Source organism: Ferdinandcohnia sp. Marseille-Q9671, from assembly GCF_976954385.1.
Window position 1 is genome coordinate 1,773,092 of record NZ_CDRJTA010000001.1, and the last position, 20,544, is coordinate 1,793,635.

General features: G+C 39.0%; 11 protein-coding genes. 5 read left to right on the plus strand and 6 right to left on the minus strand.

The genetic code is table 11. From position 1 onward, the window contains the following. Positions 1–87: 87 nt before the first annotated feature. Entirely contained in the window at positions 88–3,033 is a 2,946-nt protein-coding gene (locus ACWNMY_RS09005) for a leucine-rich repeat domain-containing protein (protein ID WP_449537894.1), read from the minus strand. Positions 3,034–3,351: 318 nt separating this feature from the next. Here ACWNMY_RS09005 and ACWNMY_RS09010 point away from each other — a divergent pair, with 318 nt between their 5' ends. Next, entirely contained in the window at positions 3,352–4,743 is a 1,392-nt protein-coding gene (locus ACWNMY_RS09010) for an SGNH/GDSL hydrolase family protein (RefSeq protein ID WP_449537895.1), read from the plus strand. A 162-nt stretch (positions 4,744–4,905) separates the two neighbouring features. Here ACWNMY_RS09010 and ACWNMY_RS09015 read toward each other — a convergent pair whose 3' ends face one another. Then, entirely contained in the window at positions 4,906–8,037 is a 3,132-nt protein-coding gene (locus tag ACWNMY_RS09015) for a S8 family serine peptidase (protein ID WP_449537896.1), read from the minus strand. A gap of 1,057 nt (positions 8,038–9,094) precedes the next feature. Between ACWNMY_RS09015 and ACWNMY_RS09020 the strand changes: the two genes are divergently transcribed. The 3 genes from ACWNMY_RS09020 (at position 9,095) to ACWNMY_RS09030 (ending at position 13,149) form a co-directional block, all read left to right on the plus strand. Further along, complete coding sequence (locus ACWNMY_RS09020) at positions 9,095–10,579, plus strand: zinc ribbon domain-containing protein (RefSeq protein ID WP_449537897.1); 1,485 nt, start codon at positions 9,095–9,097, stop codon at positions 10,577–10,579. Between the two features lie 44 nt (positions 10,580–10,623). Further along, on the plus strand, positions 10,624–11,388 hold the full coding sequence (locus ACWNMY_RS09025; protein ID WP_449537898.1) for a zinc ribbon domain-containing protein: 765 nt from the start codon (positions 10,624–10,626) through the stop codon (positions 11,386–11,388). A 198-nt stretch (positions 11,389–11,586) separates the two neighbouring features. Then, positions 11,587–13,149 (plus strand): zinc-ribbon domain-containing protein, encoded by a 1,563-nt coding sequence (locus ACWNMY_RS09030; protein WP_449537899.1) that lies wholly within the window; start codon positions 11,587–11,589, stop codon positions 13,147–13,149. 417 nt (positions 13,150–13,566) lie between these two features. Here the strand turns inward: ACWNMY_RS09030 and ACWNMY_RS09035 are convergent, their stop codons facing one another. The 4 genes from ACWNMY_RS09035 to ACWNMY_RS09050 form a co-directional block, all read right to left on the minus strand. Next, on the minus strand, positions 13,567–14,514 hold the full coding sequence (locus ACWNMY_RS09035; protein WP_449537900.1) for an acetylxylan esterase: 948 nt from the start codon (positions 14,512–14,514) through the stop codon (positions 13,567–13,569). Positions 14,515–14,577: 63 nt separating this feature from the next. Beyond that, positions 14,578–15,546 carry an acetylxylan esterase gene (locus ACWNMY_RS09040; RefSeq protein WP_449537901.1) on the minus strand — a complete coding sequence of 323 codons (969 nt, stop codon included), beginning with the start codon at positions 15,544–15,546 and terminating at the stop codon, positions 14,578–14,580. A 147-nt stretch (positions 15,547–15,693) separates the two neighbouring features. Beyond that, positions 15,694–16,620, minus strand: a complete 927-nt coding sequence (locus tag ACWNMY_RS09045) for an FkbM family methyltransferase (protein WP_449537902.1) — start codon at positions 16,618–16,620, stop codon at positions 15,694–15,696. 231 nt (positions 16,621–16,851) lie between these two features. Continuing rightward, on the minus strand, positions 16,852–17,298 hold the full coding sequence (locus ACWNMY_RS09050) for a hypothetical protein (RefSeq protein WP_449537903.1): 447 nt from the start codon (positions 17,296–17,298) through the stop codon (positions 16,852–16,854). 478 nt (positions 17,299–17,776) lie between these two features. Here ACWNMY_RS09050 and ACWNMY_RS09055 point away from each other — a divergent pair, with 478 nt between their 5' ends. Then, the gene (locus ACWNMY_RS09055) at positions 17,777–20,407 is read left to right on the plus strand and encodes a GTP-binding protein (protein WP_449537904.1); all 2,631 of its coding nucleotides are present in this window, start codon (positions 17,777–17,779) and stop codon (positions 20,405–20,407) included. The last annotated feature ends 137 nt before the right edge of the window (positions 20,408–20,544 follow it).

A 20,544-nucleotide genomic window follows, 5' to 3' on the forward strand; every position in this document is an offset into this window, starting at 1 on the left:
AGCAACCCACTACCTCCCAAATTAAGAAAAAAAGGTACCTCAAAGAACAAGCAGTAAAATTTCTAAACCTTTTTTCCTGAAAACTATTTACCGAGTAAATAATTTTCTACGTGTAGCTATGATAAATAACGTACCCGCTCCTACGAATAGCAAGCCAAACAGTAGTAAGTTGTAGCTGTTTGTTGCTGTTGTTGGGAGCTTTTTGCCGTTGTTTTTCTTTTCATCGTTCTTTTTATCTGTGTCTTTATCTGTTGTATCTTTCGAATCTGAACCTTTGTCAGAATCTTTACCAGGAGGTGTTACCTCGTCCGTTTCGTCAGCCGGCTGTTCTTCTTCAGGTGTTTCGCCTTCTTCGTCTCCTGTATCATCGCCAGGTTCTTCAGTTGATGTAGTCGACACCATTGTAGTTCCATAGATGAAACGCTCTTCATCATTTTCAACAAAGCCGTAGATTTCAATGGTGTATTCTGTCTCTGACTCTAGGTCTGTGAGCAGGTATTTCGTATCCTTTGTATCTACTTCAACTTCTTCTCCATTCACAAAAATAATATAGGAGAAGTCTTCGAATCCATCTGTTGTGACTGGTTTCCAGCTAAGCTCAATTTCGGCATCTGTTACATCACCGACCGTAATATCAAGGTATTCGTAGACAACCACTACCTCTTTTTCCTCTAGTTCTTTTATGATAGCAAGTGCATCCGATTCTTCTGATAGATCCAATGCATTTTCCATCAACATCACAATCATTAGATTAGGTAAAGTTAAAAGACTAGAAATATAACTAATTTCATTGTAGCTAATGTCTAAAAATTCGATGTTCAAATTGGATAAGGCGGAAATGTCTTTAATTTTATTTCGCTGTATGGTTAGGTATTTTAGATTCGTAAACCCAGCTAGCACACTGATATCCTCAATTTGATTTCCATCTAAACCAAGGTACTCGAGCTTTGTTACATCTTTTAATGGTGAGATATCTTCAATTTCATTATTTTGTGCTACTAGATAAAGTAAGTTTGTTAACCCTTTTAACGGGGTCAGGTCTGTGATTGAGTTTGACATGAGATTCAAATCTTCTAGATTTTTTGCGAATTCCAAACCTGTTAGATCTGATATACCTCTGTAGGAAGCATCAAGGCTAGTTACTATCGTTAGGTCACTCTCTACAATTTCTCGGGACGTAATCTGTAATGTTTCCTTAATTACTTCTTCTAATGCCGGGTCAGCAAATGTAACAACCTGACCTGAAGGAGCTGGAGGTGTCTGTACAGATGTGTACGCGCTTCCCCATATGAATCCCTCCTCGTCAACACCTTCAACTGCGATATAAACCTCTGATAGAGGGTCAAGTCCTGTTAGCTTATATGAAGGTTTTGAAGCTGGAGTGCTCCCTACAAGTTCTCCGTCTACGTATACATTATATGTTTGAATATGATCTGTAATCTCGTAAAAGTTCATATCAAATGTGACTGAGTTTTCCGTTACATCTGTTATGAAAAGCTCGTGCTGGATGTCTGACCATTCTACGCTGATTCCTTTTGCCTGTAATGCCTTTATTACATTCATGTCTGCAGACCCTTTTGTTAAACTGAGTCCATCATTTCCATACAGAGACACATGTGTTAAATTCGGTAACTCAAGTAGAGCCGAAATATCTGTTAATTCATTATAGGAGATAAATAGCATCTCGAGACTTTGTATCGTTTTAAGACTTTCAATCTTACTAATTAGATTAGAGTCCAAGTCAAGATATACAAGGTTTTCTAGGTTTTCAATTGGCGTTAGGTCTTGGATTTCATTTCCACTAACCATGAGGTCAGTTAGATTTGTTGCATATTCCAATCCTGCTAGGCTTTGAATTCCATAGTAGTTTGCATCCAGGTGAACTAATCTTTCCATATCCTCGACATAAATGCTGTCGCGGTGATAGATTTTTAGTGCCTCTTTTACAGCCTCCTTGAGGTTGTTATCAGCAAATGTGATTGGTTCCCCGACAGGAGGTGCAGTAGTCGTTGCCTTTTCCGTGATTGGTTCGACTGTACCGTCCTTATAGAAAATGTCTACTTTTAGCTGATAGGTTGTCTCTTGTGAAAGGTCTGTGTATGTATAGGTTGTTTCATATGGATCTGTAATGACCTCTACAACACTATCATCCAAGGAAACTTCATATTTTTCAATTTGTTCTGGCTCCCACGGTTCGTCCCAGAAGATGGAGATACTTTGCTCTGTCACTCCTTCAACGGATAATACCTTTTTGATCACTAATTGGTCGTCGTCTAGGGATATTTCAATTGGATTTAGTAGATAATCGCGGTCACTCTCTACCTTAAACTCCGCTGTGATTTCCTCTTCCGTTGAATAATTGAAGGTAACGAGTTCATAGGTTCCAACAGGTAGTTCAAGATTTCTTGTCTCATACTCATAATCTACAAAGTAGCCTTCGTCGTCTAAGTAACCATAATACTCTACGTCCGCTACATTTTCGGTTACTCCTTTTATGGAGTACTCAAATTCCCACGGGATATTGCCTTTTGTGGTAGAGACCTTAATATTAGTCATGACTACTTCGTCCGCTGCTACTGTTTCCTTTGGAGCTACTTTTGGTAGTTCAAGTTCTGTTACTGTTGGCTCACTTACAACCTCTTCCTCAGTGGTGGGTTTGAAGGTATGCTCCATTTTACCACTTGTAAGTTGATCTCCAGAGGAGGTTATCGCGGTAAGCTCATATGTATATAATGTGTTTGCCTCAAGTTCTGTATCTTCATATGAATACTGCTTGACACTTCCATCTTCTGATTCGTTTTGGGCTGGTTCAATTTCAATCGTTTGTCCATTTTTACTAAGATGATAGTTTATGATTTCCTCATTTTGAGAGATTGCAGCCTCCCACGAAAGCGTGATGCCATTCTCTGTTTCTGTCAAGCTCACTTGGCTTAGCCCTGTTTCAGCACGAGTTTTGCCACTAGCAATCGGACTCGTTAGCGATAACAGCAATACTAGGACCATACATACATGTAGCCATTTTCGATTACGCATTTCCTTCTCTTCCTCCTACGGAATACAAAATATTTGAAACTATCGGAGTAATTATATACCAGAGAAAGGAAAAAGAATATTTATTTTTTCCTATATTTAATATATTTCGAAGAGTGAAAATATTAAAATTTAGATATGTGGGACAGGGTACCTGTCCCTTTGTCCCGTTCTGGGTCAGGGGGACAGGTCCCTTGTCCCATTCGACAAACGTAGTAGTTATTTGTAGGAATTTGGTGAACGGTTTACATTGTATGTTCTGAAAATTAAAAATACAATATAGAAGTCTATGAATCTATTACAAAAGAAGGAGGACTTTAGATGCGTTTTATAAAAAAGAAAAAGCTGTCGATATTCGTATTACTAGCTATTATGTTTCAAGCCGTAATTGCGCCAATGGCATTTGCTGAGACAACTCCAGTGGACAAGCCTTCACTCGTCGCTCTTGGTGATTCAATTACCTTTGGTTGGAACTTATATGAGGGAGAAAACCCAGATAAGACAAAGCCGTCTGCTCATGCATTTCCGAATTATATTTTAGGTGGCGGGTTTGAGGTTACAAACTTAAGTTGGCCCGGTTGGACTTCAGGTGATTTACTTGGTGCAATAAAAACCAATCCAAGCTATGTTCCTTCCATTGCTAATGCAGATGTCATTACGTTAAATATCGGGAACAATGACTTACTTCAAGCTGTTGATCTAAATAATCTCCTTACTGAAGGTCCACTAACAGATGAAAAGATTGAAGAATTAAAAGGAAAAATTACAGCTGCATCCCTTCAAATGGGCGCGAATTTAACTGAAATTATGGGTATTATTAGACATCAAAATAAAGTCGCTCCTATTATTTTCTATAATATCTATAATCCTTTCGGACAACATGTTGAACAGCATGTACCAAAGCTTCATACGTTTGGAGAGGAAATTGTTACAGCTGTTAACCAAAGCGTAATCGCTCCCATTAGCGCACGGGTACCTGGGACTATTTTAGTAGATGCGTACTCCGCTTATAATGGTAAACAGCATATGTACGTTCGCCAATATCCAGATGTCCACCCTACAATTGAAGGACAGAAGGTACTAGCTTCTTTAGCAGACAAAGCTTTAGCTTCTTTATTACCGCCAGAGCTAGAAATTGCTCTAGCTGCTACACCGACTGAGGAAGTAGAAGGTCCCATAACGGTGAATATTGAAACAAACCATGAAGAAATTTTAGAGATGAAGTGGCTTCCAGGGGAATTAGCTGTCGAGGATTTCGGATCGGAAGGAAACGACATTTCACTAGATAAACGTTCATTTGAGGTTACCGAAAATGGATTTTACACGGTTTATGTATTAAGTGGTACTGGAGAAGAAAAGGTTAAATCGATTGAAATCACAAACATTCTTCCGAAAGTAGAAGAGCCACCGGTTGAGAAACCACCTGTGGAAGAACCTCCAGTGGAGGAGCCTCCTGTAGAAGAACCACCTGCGGAGGAGCCTCCAGTGAAAGAGGATCCGAAAGGGGAGCAGCCTACTAAAGAAGAGCCAACTAAAGAAGAGCCTGTTAAAGACGAAAATAAGGTAACTCCTGATAAAAAGGAAACGAAATCAGGTCCAAAGCTACCTAAAACTGCGAGCCCGCTTTATAACATGCTTGCAGTAGGAATCACAACTCTTCTTATTGGGTCGGCTGTACTAGCTATGTATTTGAGAAGAAATAGAACTGCCTAAACATAACAAATGCCTATCTACATTGAGCAAATCCTCTTAGTAGATAGGCATTTTATTTGGTTCCAGACATATTTCGTTTATTTGTAGCGTTGGGCGTTCAATCAACAGGTTGTCCAGAGGTGGGACAGGGAACCTGTCCCTTTGACCCATTCCCCTATCCCATTAGTTCTTTTTGTTTCCTGTGTTTCCGTTGTTGCCTTTGTTTCCGATTTTCACGTCATTTGTTGTTGTGTTACCAGCGTTGTCGACTGCAACTATTGTTACTGTTTGGTCTTTTGTTGCTGGTTGTGCTAGAACGTGTTGTGTTTCTCCATTTACATATGGAACGTCAAGGACAGGTTGTCCATCGACTAACACAGTCCAATAAGCAATACCACTTGTTTTGTCAGACACATCTACAGATACTGTTTGGCCGTCTTTTGCTAATTTTGTTTTTACTTTAGGTGTTGTAACGTCTAGCTTCACTGGGAATGTTAAACTTTGAACCTCAGCACCTTCATAGTCAAGTGTTGCATCTACTTGTAAGTAGTATTGACCTTCCGGAGCTCTCTTGCCATTGTTCATCGTACCATCCCATGTCCAGTCAGAGATTAGGTAGTACATTGCCCCTCTTCCACTGTCATAGTAGTTTTTACGCACAAATTCTTCCGAAGCAATTTCCTTCACTACTTTTCCTTGCTTGTTCAATACATTGAATGTTAACTCTTTTGCATTACGAAGGAGAGAGAAAATATAAGTCGCACTGTCATTATTACCATCACCATTTGGCGAGATGGCAATTAGGTCCGTATTATATTCACCTGTTGCTTGGTCAACTCCTAAGAAATTATAGCTTCCTCCACCAACATGAGTGACAACCCCAGTAGATCCGTAGAAAGACATCGGATCCCAAGTTGGTGTATCAAAAATTGGTGCTGCAGACCAGTCACCTTTAAATCCAACATACGGTACAACTAGATCAGGGTTTGTATCAGTTGGGTCTGTTAGTTTTACAAAACCTTCTAACCAATAGCCATTTGTAAATACAGATTTTAAATCTGCATCCCAGTCACTTACGTCAACTGTAACGTCAAATGTTGTTGTACCATTTGCAGGTACTTCTACTGTGCTAACTTGTTGACCATTAACTGTCGCTACCGCACCTAAATCTAATGCACCAAATAAGTTAGGAGCTGATACAAACACATCCCCTCCATTAACAGGAGAATCTGTTTGGGCATTTGCACGTACTTCATAAGTTGCAGCTGCATCAGAGTGGTTTTCTGCTGTTAGTGAGAATGTTACAACATTATCATTTACTTCTTTAAGAGCTACCTTGGCTTCACCTGTATTTGGATCAGTCACTGTGACAGGCGTTGATAATGCTGCGTGTAGCTGCATTAAACCTGCACCTTGACGACGTGGAGAAACTTGCGCCCCATCAAATTCTACTGGTTGAGATGTATTTAATAAGAATTTTTTCGCTAGTTTTGATCTTTCTGCATTTTCAAGACCAAATTCTTCGTCAACACGTTGCAATACTAATGCTGAACCACCCGATACATGTGGTGCCGCCATTGACGTACCACTCATCACTTGGTATTCGTTGTGATCAGCTGTAGAGTAAATTTGTCCACCTGGTGCAGTGATTTCTGGTTTAAAATCAAGGCTTGGCGTAATCCCCCACGAAGTGAAGGCACTCATTTTACCTGATTCACTGTTTGGTACTGTCATTTTACTGCTACCAAATGTTACTGTAACTGCTTGTCCATTTTGGAGTGCTTCTGCAAAACGATCTCCATCCGCTTTTAGCATGAATAATTGTGGAATAACGATTGTCGCATCGGATGCCATATTAACTGTTCCATCCGTATTGTTATACACAATTACACCAGCTGCTCCAGCATTTTGTGCATTTACAGCCTTTGTTACGAAGTCTAATTCGCCACGTTGAATGAGAGCAAATTTGCCTTCAAAATCCTTACCTTCAAGCTCATCTGGCTTTCCTAATCCACCATAAACCAATTCATAGCTTTCACCTACTGTTGGTGCAGTCTGACCAGCGGATAAGTACATTGCTTGTTCTGCTTCTCCACCATTAATTGAAACATTTGCTGCATCTACATCCATATACGTATTTTCAAACGATGCTACTGAAATAGAATCATTCGATACACTTGGAGATCCTACTACTCCATAATCAGGATTAGATGCATATGGGTAATAATAACCATCCGCATAAAGTGCAGAGTTACCTGCAGAAATGGCCACAACGACTCCGTTGTCAACTGCACGTTTCACCGCTTGTTGCTCTGGAGACTCAGCATCCACAAATCCCGCTGTAGAACCAAGACTCATATTTATAACATCAACGCCTAATTTAAATGCATCATCAATCGCTTTGATATAAATATCACCAGATGTTGTTGCTACATTTTCACCGAAAACTCGTAATGCTAGCAATTGCGCTTCTGGCGCTATCCCTTTTATTCCATTAGTTGCCTCGTCACCATTTGCTGCTACTGTACCTGCAACGTGCATCCCATGCATTCCGGTGTCTACATTGTCATCCTGGATATCATTATTGTTATCCGCGTAGTTCCACCCATAAGGGACTTTTTCCGTAAAGAAATGTCCTGGTAGTTCATGTTGAGAAACTGCCTCGGTTACTTCTTCTTCAGACAACTCAGCACTAGTATCCTCAGATAATACTAAATCTTTGTGCTCAGGGTCGATACCAGAATCAATGATCCCAACTACCATACCTTCTCCGTCATATCCAAAATCACGCCAAGCTTGTTGTGCCTGAACTAATTCTTTACTATATTTCATATCAGGCTCTTCATTTGGAATTGAATATTCAGTTGCTATGTAAACTTCCTTGACCTCTGGAACTTCTTTTAGTTTTGCAATGTCGCCGTATTTTACACTTGCACTGAATCCATTTACGACAGCATTAAATTCTTGCTCATATTTGATGTTTACCTTTTTGCCTTTGATTTTATCTTTTGCAGCTTTTTGCTTGTCCTTAGCTGCCTTTTCGAGTTGCTTTCGTTCCCCTTTGGAAAGCTTATCGTATTTTTTCCCCTTTTTCGTTGCTACTTCAACTGGCGATTCGCCATCCATTTCGACTACAACACGAACCTCTTTATTAGGATCAATGTCAGTTAAGCCGGTTGCTTTAAGGTTTGAGTTGTCCACCTTAGGCTTTTGTGCGTCTAGTTGTTCTGGAGTAAAGCCGCCTGTCACAGCAAAACCGCTACTTCCAAATGCCAGTAAAAAAACTAGCAATAAAGCCATAATTTTCTTCCCCATTTTTCTTCCTCCCCTTTATTGACAAAATAGCCGAAAATAGAACAAAATTTTCAGTCTATTCACACTATACTAAAATACCATTTATTGGACTAGCGCTAAAAGTCGTAGTTCAATGGTTGTGGTTTTGGGACGGAGGTTCTGCGGGTCGGGGGTTGGTGTGGGTCAGGGGGACAGGTTCCTTGACCCAGTTTTAAAGTTTAGGGAAGGTGAATATCGAAGAGGATAAACTGATATTGCTCTGTTTCTTTGTATGCTGGGTTATTTATGTATGTATTATTTTCCGCAAGACTAACAGATCTTTAGAAAAGCTTCATATATAGAGTGACGTATAAATAAACTAGATACTTGTTCATTAAAAAAGGGCACAATAAGCAGATACACTGCAGGTTGTGCCTTTGGTTTACTTTAATATAATTCTTTACTTTAATTTCCAATCGCAAATTTTGATCCACCAGCCTACTAGATTAGTACCTTTACAGAGTCAGCAGCTTGGACACCTGGATAATTCTTTTTGATTATAAATAATTAACCAAACCACCTTGCCACAATTGAGTAGGTTGGTAATTAGTTTGAAATAACTCATACAAATTCCTTTAGATTGACTGTCTGGCCATTGGTTTTTTCATATTTTTCGCTTAATGCACAACTCTAAATCACCCGTGCCAATCCCTCTCCAGCTATATTGAAATCCCTTCATACAGACCTCTTTTTTCAGCCTCTGCTAAAAAATTGTTGTTGGTTTTGTTTTAGGTACGATTTAATCCCGGTGTTTACTTGACCCAAATTCAGAAAGCAACTAGTACAAAAGATCCAGCAAACCCTCTAACGACCAATTCAATCAAACATCCAATTTTTATTTCATAATAAGAGAGGGAATATGAAATAGGCAAAAATAACTATAACTTGCAAGAAAACCATAAAATCAATTGAATCCTTTTTGCTATGTTGCTATACTGATATGGTGTTTTGTTCCAAAAAAGGAAGGAGGTTAGCACTAGTTCTAAAGACTTATTTCGGAAGAATTCATGATTATTAGTAGATTTAGGGGGTACAAGCAGTGAAGTTTTGTAAGGAATGTGGAAAAGAACTAAAGGAAAACGCATCATTTTGTAACGAATGCGGAACTCCATTAGTTCAAACAAATGGTAATCAACCTACCACTACCACAGTACAATCAGTTCCTAAAAAACCCATGTCAAAAAAGGCAAAAAGAGCATGGATTATTGGGATTGTCGCACTTATTATATTATTCGGTGTACATAAACTAGTAGATTCATTAATGTCTAAGGATCGGTTGATAGACAAATTTGAGACTGCACTTATAGAGAAAGATGCAAAGCAGGTTGCAAATCTATTAACGTCTAATGATAAAAAACTAGAAATCAATGAAAAATCAATTGCCGGCTTGATGAAGTATTTTAAAGAAAATCCAGATCAAGTTCAAGAAACAATAGCAACCTTAGAAGCTCAATCAAGATTGGTTGATAATGCGGATAAAGAAGGTAAATCATTAGTAGATTTATTTGCAGACGGTCTATCGGAGTACGGTCTGGTTACTTTGAAACAGGATGGGAAGTTCCTTTTCTACGATAAATTCCAATTAAATATTGCTTCAGTCTATCTTACACTCGAGACAAATTATAAGGACACCGTCTTATCAGTTGATGGCAAAGAAGTAGGTACCGCTGATAAACCAGATTATGAGGCAACCTATGGACCATTCCTCCCTGGTTATCATACGATTTCCGGAAAGTTAAAAACAGACTTTGTTGATTTGGAACAAAAAGAGGATATCTTCCTAAACGGTTACGATAACAAGGAACACGCTACACTTTATCTTGATGCAGAAGAAGTCACAGTTGAATTACCACCAATGGGGATGACAGAATTTGCTGCTAAATTATTTATTAACGGCAAAGATGTTGGAGTTAATCTTTATGAGAATCCAACATTTGGTCCTGTCTTAACAGATGGCTCTATGACGTTATCTGTTGAAGCGGATGCACCGTGGGGAACCGTAAAAACAGAAGAAATACCGATTGATGATGATTATCTAGATATTACATACATCAATGATGAACTTAAAAATACACTCATGGATACTGTTCACCTATACTTACAAGAATGGACAACAGCCTATACATCCGTTGATAATTCTGCGATCACTACAGCAGTACAAGGGGTGAAAGATGAGGTCATTGAAGAAGCTAATGAAAATAAAGAACAAGAATATGCGCTTGAAGCACAATATTTAGGTGTTGATTTCGATTTGGACTCATTTAGTTTATATAATCCTGATGGGGCATGGCAAGCAACAGTTTCTGTACTTGAGCACTGGAATCGAGATTATTTTTATAAAGGCGATGAAGTCGAATTAGAGGAAGACAGTGATGCTCGAGTATTTTATCTAATATACGATGAAACTCAAGGGAAATGGTTAGTAAGTGGTAGTGATTACTCTTGGGGCTTTGATGAAGACAACATAAAAGAATATACCATTAAAGAGCCAAAATCACTCGTTTCTACATGGCTTGGAAATTAAAAAGTTCAGCTAGTAAACTATTATAGGAATAAGGAGTTGTTAATATGTATTGCTCTAATTGCGGCCACCAAAATGACGGTGGTAAGTTTTGTGAAAAATGTGGCACCCCGCTTCAAGCTACATCTCAAAATCAGACTGCAGCAACAGTTGAAAATACAAACCAAAACTATGTACAACAACCTACACAAACACAAAATACTACCTCTAATCAAGTGTTAGAGGCGACAAAAAATATTTCAAAATTGTATTTTGGTTACTTTTTACAAGGGTTAAAATCACCAACCTCTATGGCTCAGAACGTAGATGGTTCCCAATTTATCAATGGTCTCATTACTATGATTTTATATGCGATTAGTATTCCACTTATGGTTTACTTTGGCTTCAAGGGAGACTATTTTTCACCAAGCTTTTCTGATGCCGTTATTACACCAACTATTTATTACCTAATCTTTATTGGATTCACGGCTTTAGTTACATTTATAGTTATTAAATTTGGTAAAGTACAAGCTTCTATTAAAGATGTTTTTGCTAGATTTGGAGCTTTCTTGATTGTACCTACTGCATTTTTACTAGTTGCATTACTATTCTCTCTAATTCAAATAAAGTTGTTTTTATTACTTCTACTATTTGGATTCTTAGGTTTATTCATAATCGTACCTTTTACAATTTATTCATATAAACAGAATAACCAAGGTGGATTAGACGGTATATACAGTACCTTCATTACATACCTTGCAATCATTATCTTATTATTAACTGTTGCAAGAGTAGCTATAGAAAGAATCATCGACTCTATAAGCTTTTTCTAATAATACAGTGGGTAATTCATTGTTCCCAAATAAAGACCAGGAATCTTTCCCGCTTGAAAAGTGGGAGGTACCTGGTCTTTTGAATTGGTAGTTCCACAAGGTTCTAGGGAAACCAGCGAAAAATTCTACTAAACTACTTTTACAATGGATGGCACTTAACTAATTACTATATTAGATTGATTATAAATGGAGGTAGTTATGAAATTTTGTAAACAATGTGGAAGTGAACTTTCCACAGAAGCAAAGTTCTGCAAAAACTGTGGGGCGCAAGTGATTTCCAGTGATTCAAGTGAAGAAACAGTTAAAAATGCAACTGCAGTAGCTCAGGACAAACCGCCGAAAAAGGTTCCGAAATGGGCAATTGGTGTGGGAGCTGCCGTGCTTTTAACCGTTGCCGGTATTGCGGGAGTAATGGCCCTGAATAATGGCGGAGAGAAAAAAACAATAGAGACTGTTGCAGAACCGAAGGAAGAAGTAGATTCCAAACCCCCAAGCATAAGTCAGGATGAGGTAACCACTCTTTTTCCAGATTGGCAATTGTCTAAAGAGGAAATCTTGAGGATCCATGATTCATATTATAACGTCCTTGTTATCGCAAACAATGAAGTTGAATTTGAAGAAAAAGTGAAAATCGCTGTTATCGATTATGATGGAAAGGCTGAAACTAATAAATGGAGCACAGTTTGGGAATCTGAAGAACACTATGCAGATCCTATTTTCGATATCGACTCGTATATCGGGGACTTATATGTTGTAAACCCTGAAGAAAGTAAAGTGGCGATGATTGTGTATAACGTCATGCATGGTGGTTCAGCACGAACCTATGAAACATATGCTGTTCAACTTGATAAAGACGGAACAGGTACAGTCATTTGGTCCGGTAACGGAAGCTTCATCGAGCAAGAAGAAGAATATATTGAAGTGATGACACACGGAGCTGTCCAGCTATCGGTTGATAAAAAAGGTGTGATAGTCACTGAAATACCTCGGAGTGAGGTAGGCTCAGATGATTCGTTACAAATAGAGTTTGTACTTGATTCGGAAGGACTTGTGATTCCAACCGAAGATGAAGAGGTCTATGTAAAAATTGGACAGCCAATTACGTTTGTACCGGCAAATAATGATACAAAGAAATTGTTCGACGAAGGAAAAATTGCTCTTTATTACAACAGCATGGATCAAGCACCTATCAGTACTTCAAACGCAAACCTAGTCTATGCTGGTAATGAATTTTCACTAACCGAAGAAGGTGATTACGGATTCTTACTCGATTATTACGAAGATGGTGAGGATTTCACTACACCACCCTATACATTTATCGTGCATATAGGGGATGGTGTTAAGCCTACAGAAAGTAAAAAAGAGGAAGAAGAGGTTTCTGCTTCAACCGACATTGACGCTCCTTTTCCACTGGGCGCACCATTAAGCGAATTAAAGGCGCATTATGGCGAACCTACCTATGATGATTATTATTCCGGTGCAAGGCTAGTCACTTTCGACAAGGAAGGGTATTTTATAGATGAACTTGAGGAAACCGTCATGGGTTATTTCTTTGCTGCACCAACCATATCCGTGTTCGGTGCAACTGTCGGCATGACGGCAGAAGAAATTAACAAAGTGCTTGCTGAATCAGTAGAACCATCTATAAGTGAATTATCCGGTGAATACATCCTTCCTTATTACAAAAATGGATATAAAATTTTCTTCGAACTCGAAACTAAAGACGGCCCAACCAAACTTGTAAGGTTAGTACGTGAATAAAAATTTTTTTAGCGTCAGTCTCTAAGAGATTGGCGCTATTTGCGCTAGGAACAATGCAGGATACATTAACTATTTCGGTCCCCACAGTGGGTCAGGGGGACAGGTTCCCTGACCCACCCCTGCCTTTTAAACAAATGAACACAAAAAAAGCCCACGCGGTAATCTTTATTAACACGCCAGGCCAATTAATAATTCTAAAGTACCATTATTTTGGTTTTTTCTCAGTATAACAGCCTAATTTTACAGCTAATGCTTGCGACTAATCAATCGTTTGGTTGAATTTCTCCTTCTATTACCGGCTAAGGATTACCCGCCATTCAAACGTTTGATTGAATTTAAAAACCGAGATTAATACAGATTTATATAAAATGGTATTTTACTATACTACGATACATATTCTAGACCGTAGCCACCACTTTACAAATTCTCCCCCACATAACGAAGCGTATCGTCCACATGCGAGGTAAGACTCACGTTATGTCCTGTGAATGGGAGAACGACTAAGCTCTTTTCTGCTTGTATGTAGTTATAAACGCCAAAAATAGTTTGTGGCGGACAAATCGGATCTTTCAGCGCAACCGTTACTCGAATCTTACTTTTTATCATAGAGGCAAAATTGAGATTATCAAAGTAAGTTAAGTTTTCGAAAACCTGATGTACCTTTTCCGGATATTTTGCTAGATAATTTTCGAGACTTACTAGCGATCCTTCAAATTTTTGCTGGATTGCTAGTTCAATATTACACATATTCGGAACATCCGCTATGACTAATTTAGGTCTATTATCTAAGGCCGCCACGGCTAGCGCAATTCCTCCGCCCATGCTGCCACCATAAATACAAATCCGACTTTTATCGATTTCAGGTCTCGAGAAAAGAAAATCAATCGCACGTTTGCAATCAATGTAGACTTTTCGATAATAATATTCGTCTTTGTCCAAAATCCCATGTAACACCCACGTACCATTTGTTCCAGTCATATAGCCAGAGTCATCGCTGCTCTCACCATGTCCTCGATTATCGATCGCTAAAACAGCAATTCCCTGTATGACCCATTTCATATAATCAGAAATAGAGCTTTTATCCATGCCATAACCATGGTAAATAACGATACAAGGTGTGTCTCCATTCGCATCTTTCGGTAAAAGATAATACCCTTTTATCGGCGATTCACCAAACCCTTGGTAGGTAACACGATAGGCATCGACTTGTTTAATTGGATAGTCTACTCTTTCTAACTTACTTTGTAACGGTAGTCGATTAGATTCTTCTAACGTATTTTCCCAAAAGGTGTGGAAATCCTTCGTCTTAGTTAAAGCAGGTTTATATGTTTCATATTCTTTGATTTGATTTTCAAAATATAGCATTTAGTCCTCCTCTTTCTATTTTAGAGATGTAATTTGGGTCAGGGAACCTGTCCCCCTGACCCACTATCCAAAAAACTGCTGATGAATGAATGCGATTTTCTTCTCTTCATGGAATTGGTTGTGTTCATGGACGTATTGTGGATAGGCATGGATGGTTTTGTTTTTGCTAGGTATATGGTTAAATGCTGCATATACAGTCGATGGTGGTGTTACTGGGTCCTCTAGCCCGCTTCCCATCAGAACTGGAACGAGGATATTTGTGCTAAAATGCAGTGAATCAACGTATGCAAGTGTCTGCAAAATGGCAGGTTTCGCTTCATTTTCTGGGTTATGTAATTTTAAATAATTGATGATTTCCATATATGGCCCTGATAAAGCAACTTCAAGCGCTCTCTCGAAATGTGTTAGAAATGGCCAATCTGCTACAACTAATTGAATTTTTTCTTCAAGGCCAGCTGCTACTAGGGCTAACCCTCCACCCTGCGAAGCTCCAAATACTCCTAGTTTACTTGGTTTTACAGGTGAGGTTGTTGAAATCCATTGTAGCTGCGCAATACTATCGCGGTGTACATTTGTCAGATAGTAATTATCTCGATCTAATATTCCAGATGTCATCCATCCGGTTACCCTGCTTCCATTCGGATACTTCGCATAATCTGGCGAATCCCCTTGACCCCTTACATCAAACGCAATCACAGTTATTCCCTGAAGCACCCATTTCAGGTAATCCGACGGCACACCCCTGCTCCCTGTATATCCATGGAAGCAAAGCAATACAGGGCCTTCTTGTATGTCCTTTGGTCGCATTAAATATCCTCTAATTGGAGTTCCATCCCAACTTGAGAGTGTTAAATCCGCAAGGTCTACCGAGGGTAAAGGATACTCAATCCATTCAACCTTCATGCTACAGTTTGAATCTTTCACACGTTTCTTCTCGATTTCCCAAAACGAGTCGAAATCATCCGGTTTGTTTAACTCAGGCTTATACGTGACTAATTTTTCTATAGGATAATCTCCTACATGTCTCCCCATTTAGCTTGGCCCCTTTTTCGCAAAAATGCGTGGGATGAAACTCTCTCTGTTGTTGGTAGCTATCACTGGTTCCCGCAACACACTACTTTGGGTCAAGGGACCTGTCCCCCTGACCCACCAGAACCAGCTTCCCACTCTTAAGTAATTCTACATAAACTCCTTGTGACCTTCTCCTTTTGAGATGATAATGTCGGTGTGGACATGCTTGGTTCCGAATTCCTTTTGTAATGCGAAAAATGTAGGGAAGGTTAGCCTTTTTAGTTGGTTGTCTGAATCATAAAAGTGAACCTCAAATCGATCCGTCAAAAATTCAATATACGCATCTAAATCCACTCCCGCTTTTTCCAGATAGCGGCTATCAAATTCAACGATACCAAGTGCTTTCTCACTATTCGCAAGAAGGTTCTCCATACCTTTTAACACCATAAACTCGTAGCCCTCTACATCAATTTTAAATAAAAGCCTTTGATTCTCTAGCTCTTCGTCTGTAAATAGGGAATCAACAGTAATTGCAGGTATTTCTACTTTTTCAACACTGTTTTTTTCTGATATTTGTACACCAGATGACGTGCCAGACCAATGGGTATCGATAAAGAATTCTTGTGTATTCTTTTCACTCTCCCCAGCGAATGCATGAATGATTTTCATTTGATCACCATTTATATGCTGTTGCCTTGATTGCTCGATATAATCTAATAAATATGTATTGGCTTCGATTCCAATGATTTTTGTGCCTTTTTCATACTTTCCGGAGAAAATACATTCCCCGTAATTCACACCCACATCTACCACAATGGAGGGGTTGTACGACTTAACTGCCTTCTCCCAAAATGCTGAAACACGTGATTGCGTTATTCCATCACTAATAAGGAGCGCACGTCCTCGATTCTCCGCATTGTTGATGAAAAGGACATTTCTAGATGGAAGAGTGATTTTATTCGGAAGTTTTGCTAGCTTTAGTGTCTTATACTTTAGAAAAATGCCAATATCTATAACGACCTTTGAAATAAGTGGGCTTGTCTCCCACAACTTCACAAAAATTGGCTTATTCAACACACCTTTAGGTATCTCCATTACTTGAACCTCCACTTCTGGGTCAGGGGGACCGGCCCCCTGACTCACAAACTAGTTACCTTCCATTATATGAGGTAAATATTAAGCGCTAGTAAAGGTATTATTAAATTGAGTGCATCGTCGAAATTCGTGAAATAAACATCTATTAAAGGTACGGTATGAAGCAAAGTTTCATCTCGAAAGCTAAATAGTACTCTTTTCACCACAAAAAAACCCTCGTATTTGAGGGTTTTAGTGTAAATGCTTATTATTTCCTTTCTCCGCTTGATAGCTGTTGATGATACCAGGGAGAATAATTCCTGATTCAAATCCTAATTGTTTCATCAGATGTTGAAAAATCATCTCCGCTATCTGCTCTTCCCCGAATGAATCAATATGCTTCACATTCACTCTGTATATTTTCCATCCAAACTCCAATTTCAAGAAATAATCCCGCTTCTTGTCAGCCTCTTTGTTATGATAATCCTCACAATCAATCTCGTAGCAAATCTTTTCTCCTTTTGCTCCTAGAAAGATAATGTCTTGGCTGCATCGGCCTGTTCTTAATTCAAATCCCGGCCCTTCAAACCGGTTGTCATTCCAGCACCTTTTGTAAAGCTCGTGGTACACCTCTTGTTGAACTTTGCTTGGTGTTGGTACAAATAATCCTTGGTTTACTCTTTCTTCTGGAAACAACATTTCCATTCCTCCTAATAAAATGTCGGAGAATGTTTCCTTTGTTTCCTCCAGTTATTCCTCTCTTAAGGTAAAGCTATTATTATATTTATCTCGTACAATATGTATTATATGAGCATCTGTCTATCCTAGAACTAAATTTTATAAGATTAAAATTCTTTTTTACAATAAATATAGCAAAAGGAATTACCACTGCAATGTGAAAGGGTATCTTTTTCCCAAAACCTTTCTCACCCAACCGACATAAACCGAGCCATACCGACGTATTCATTTATAATAGAGTCTAAGGACTCTTATCTATTAAAATAGTAAAATCTAGCGTGGTAACAGGCGGACTGGTCACTTGCCCAAAATGTGGGACAGGGAACCTGTCCCCCTGTCCCACCATCACAAAAATAAAAACACTAAGCTGGGACGCGGTACTTGTCACGATTGTGGGTCACGGTACCTGTCCCCCTGTCCCGTTCGGAGGTTTATGAATATGAAATCAGAAAATGAGTTTATTATGAAGACGTATTATCAGGGTTTTATTCCTGAGAATGATTTGAGGCATCCGGTTGAAATTCTTGGTGAGGCTTATATGGTGGAGCAGGAGAAGGATTTATATGACCTGTCTTACATACGCTTTGCGCAGGGTGAGGTTTATTTTCATTATAAGGATTATGAAGCAGCGATATATAAGTGGGAGAATATCTCGAACGAGCTTTCTCCATGGGCGAAGAAGAATATTGCGGATGCGTATTATAAGCTCGGACTGCTCTCTAACGCTGAAAAAGAGTACGGCTCCATTATTTCGAAAGATAAGACACTTACGAGTGAGGTTTCGTTAAACCTGTTCTCCGTTTATCTTGAGGATAATAAGGTAGATTCTGCCTACCGTGTTCTACAGGAAGCAATCAATGAAAATCCTGATTATCCGAATCTAACAACCATCGCCAAAGAATTTTACGAAAATCAAGGTGATTGGAATAATGCGATTGAGCTTGCGCTTAGTGAAGCAGAGCGAACGAAGGACCTCCAATGGTTTGATACGCTCACCCGTTATTGCAGAGCTGGTCATAGTAGCTTGTTTTCACCTGGCACATTTGTTCCACTTTTACAAAAGCTGTATGAACTTGACCAACATCGCTTTAAGCAGCTTATGATGGCCATCTGGGAAAGCTATAAGGGTACGGACCAATATGTGAGTTGGTTGCATGCAACGATTCAAATCATGAAGGATCTGGAAATTGACCCTTATGAAAATTGGTATCAGGTCTCCCATTTATATGAGGAAGCCTATTTCGAATTAACAACCGGTGGTTATTTACTACGCGACATTGGGCAGCTTGTACCCAAGTTTCTCATCCACTGGATGAATATTACGACGCCATCAAATGGACTGGCACCTGCAGCTGCTATCCTTGCGTGGAATGATATCTTCCCTTCGACAATAAAGTCCGTCATTGTAAGGGAAGCCGAAATTGTTCTGGACAATGCAAAAAGTAGCGCGATTTCCTTGGATGAAACCTTCCACTTTATGAAAGCCATCGTGGATTGGGCAAAACGAAATAATATTGAAACAAGTGAGCGACTTGTTTGGGGCTTTGATCAGCTTTTTGATAAGGACGCAACGAACATTCTTGTTCTTGGCAAAGGGAAAGGTACGTTTATTAACTCCCTGTTAGGAGAAGAAATCATTACACCAGCGCTTGCGAATTTCACAAGCATTCAATTTGGAGCGGAGAGGCAATTGACAGAAGTGACCGACACTGGGCGTGCTCCATTAGCGTCATTAGACGGTGTTACATCAAAAGATTCAATTTTAGATATCACGTTACCATCTTCTTTTTTACAAAAGCGAAGAATTAATACTACTGGATTAAAAGATTACTTTAATGAAAAAAGAAAAACATTTGGCTATTTACCTGTTGTAGATGGTGTGCTATTTGTCGCTGGGCAAGAAACCTTATCAGAGGATGACTATGATTATCTAGCGCAAATAAAACAAGCTGTAAAAGAAACGCCAGTTCATTTTGTGCTACCTAATAAGTTAGACGAAGCTAGAGTAAAAGAATATTTTCCAAACGCAGTTATATACTCGTCACATCCAGCGAGCAGTAACCAAACAAGCTTCAAGCAAGACAGACTTGGTAAAATACTATTTTTACTTAGAAAAATGATTTCGAGTCTACTCAAAAAACGAGTTGAAGCAGAAAACAAACTAGTTGAAACAATTGCACATAACGAGGAATTTATCACGAGACTCGCAGGATTTAAGAACAGTCTACACGATAAGGAACAAGAGCAAAGCAAAGAGATTGTTAATACTTTCTCAGCCGTAAAAACTGAGGTTAACAAGGTGCTTACCGAAAAAATACCGAAAATTCTTCAAGACTGCTCTAAGTATATAAAAGAAGACAGCAATCTCAACCATTTGCACATTGAGCTGAATCAGAAAATGAATGAAGAAATTCAAACCTTTTTTGACAATGAAATCGTACCGAATCTGTCCCAGTCACTGCAGGAATGGATGGAGAATTCGAATCAGAAGTTATCCGCAACGCAAAATTACCTAAATGAAATGACAGAATCGTTTGCTGAGGGGTATCCTGAAAAAGAGCTTCATTTGCAATGTGACTTCAAAGTGGTCGAGGATTGGAATCGCGACATCCATCGCATGACCTACCGAGTGGAAATTGAGAAGGAAAATATCATGGTTCGCAACAATCCAGCACAGGTGTTATTGAAGAGTGCCGGAAAAGTGTTAGGCTTGCTTCCACAAAAGCAGCACACATACGTATTCAACCAGTACAAAAAGTACGTGGAGAACACGCCATACACTGATATCACAGAGTCCATCCAACGGAAATTCTGGCAGCAATTCGACTTTTTCAAAAAATCATTGCAGCAGGATATCAGCCTATTCTACAAACAACCATTGCAACACCTAGCAAATATAACAACCGAAACAAATAACGCCGTAGAACAAGACCAACAAACACTGGCCAAAATGAAATCAAACCCAGAAGTCTACTACGACCCGCTCAAACTATTCGAGACAAGACTAGTCCAATACGAGCGGATAAGTCGGAAGAACGAGAAACAGAAAGACATATCCTTTATTAAGTAACTTAAAAAGACACATTTAAGCTGCACTCCGAGAGTTAGAAACAACTCAAAATCGGAGTGCAGTTTTTTGATTGAATAGAACAGGTGCACTTTATCGCGATAAAATTCCAATGTTGACCATTTTCAGAACTTTATTAT

Excerpts from the sequence above, each read along its gene's own strand:
- ACWNMY_RS09005 (WP_449537894.1), bottom strand. The coding sequence starts at position 3,033 with ATGCGTAATCGAAAATGGCTACATGTATGTATGGTCCTAGTATTGCTG.
- ACWNMY_RS09010 (WP_449537895.1), top strand. The coding sequence starts at position 3,352 with ATGCGTTTTATAAAAAAGAAAAAGCTGTCGATATTCGTATTACTAGCT.
- ACWNMY_RS09015 (WP_449537896.1), bottom strand. The coding sequence starts at position 8,037 with ATGGGGAAGAAAATTATGGCTTTATTGCTAGTTTTTTTACTGGCATTT.
- ACWNMY_RS09025 (WP_449537898.1), top strand. The coding sequence starts at position 10,624 with ATGTATTGCTCTAATTGCGGCCACCAAAATGACGGTGGTAAGTTTTGT.
- ACWNMY_RS09030 (WP_449537899.1), top strand. The coding sequence starts at position 11,587 with ATGAAATTTTGTAAACAATGTGGAAGTGAACTTTCCACAGAAGCAAAG.
- ACWNMY_RS09035 (WP_449537900.1), bottom strand. The coding sequence starts at position 14,514 with ATGCTATATTTTGAAAATCAAATCAAAGAATATGAAACATATAAACCT.
- ACWNMY_RS09040 (WP_449537901.1), bottom strand. The coding sequence starts at position 15,546 with ATGGGGAGACATGTAGGAGATTATCCTATAGAAAAATTAGTCACGTAT.
- ACWNMY_RS09045 (WP_449537902.1), bottom strand. The coding sequence starts at position 16,620 with ATGGAGATACCTAAAGGTGTGTTGAATAAGCCAATTTTTGTGAAGTTG.
- ACWNMY_RS09050 (WP_449537903.1), bottom strand. The coding sequence starts at position 17,298 with ATGTTGTTTCCAGAAGAAAGAGTAAACCAAGGATTATTTGTACCAACA.
- ACWNMY_RS09055 (WP_449537904.1), top strand. The coding sequence starts at position 17,777 with ATGAAATCAGAAAATGAGTTTATTATGAAGACGTATTATCAGGGTTTT.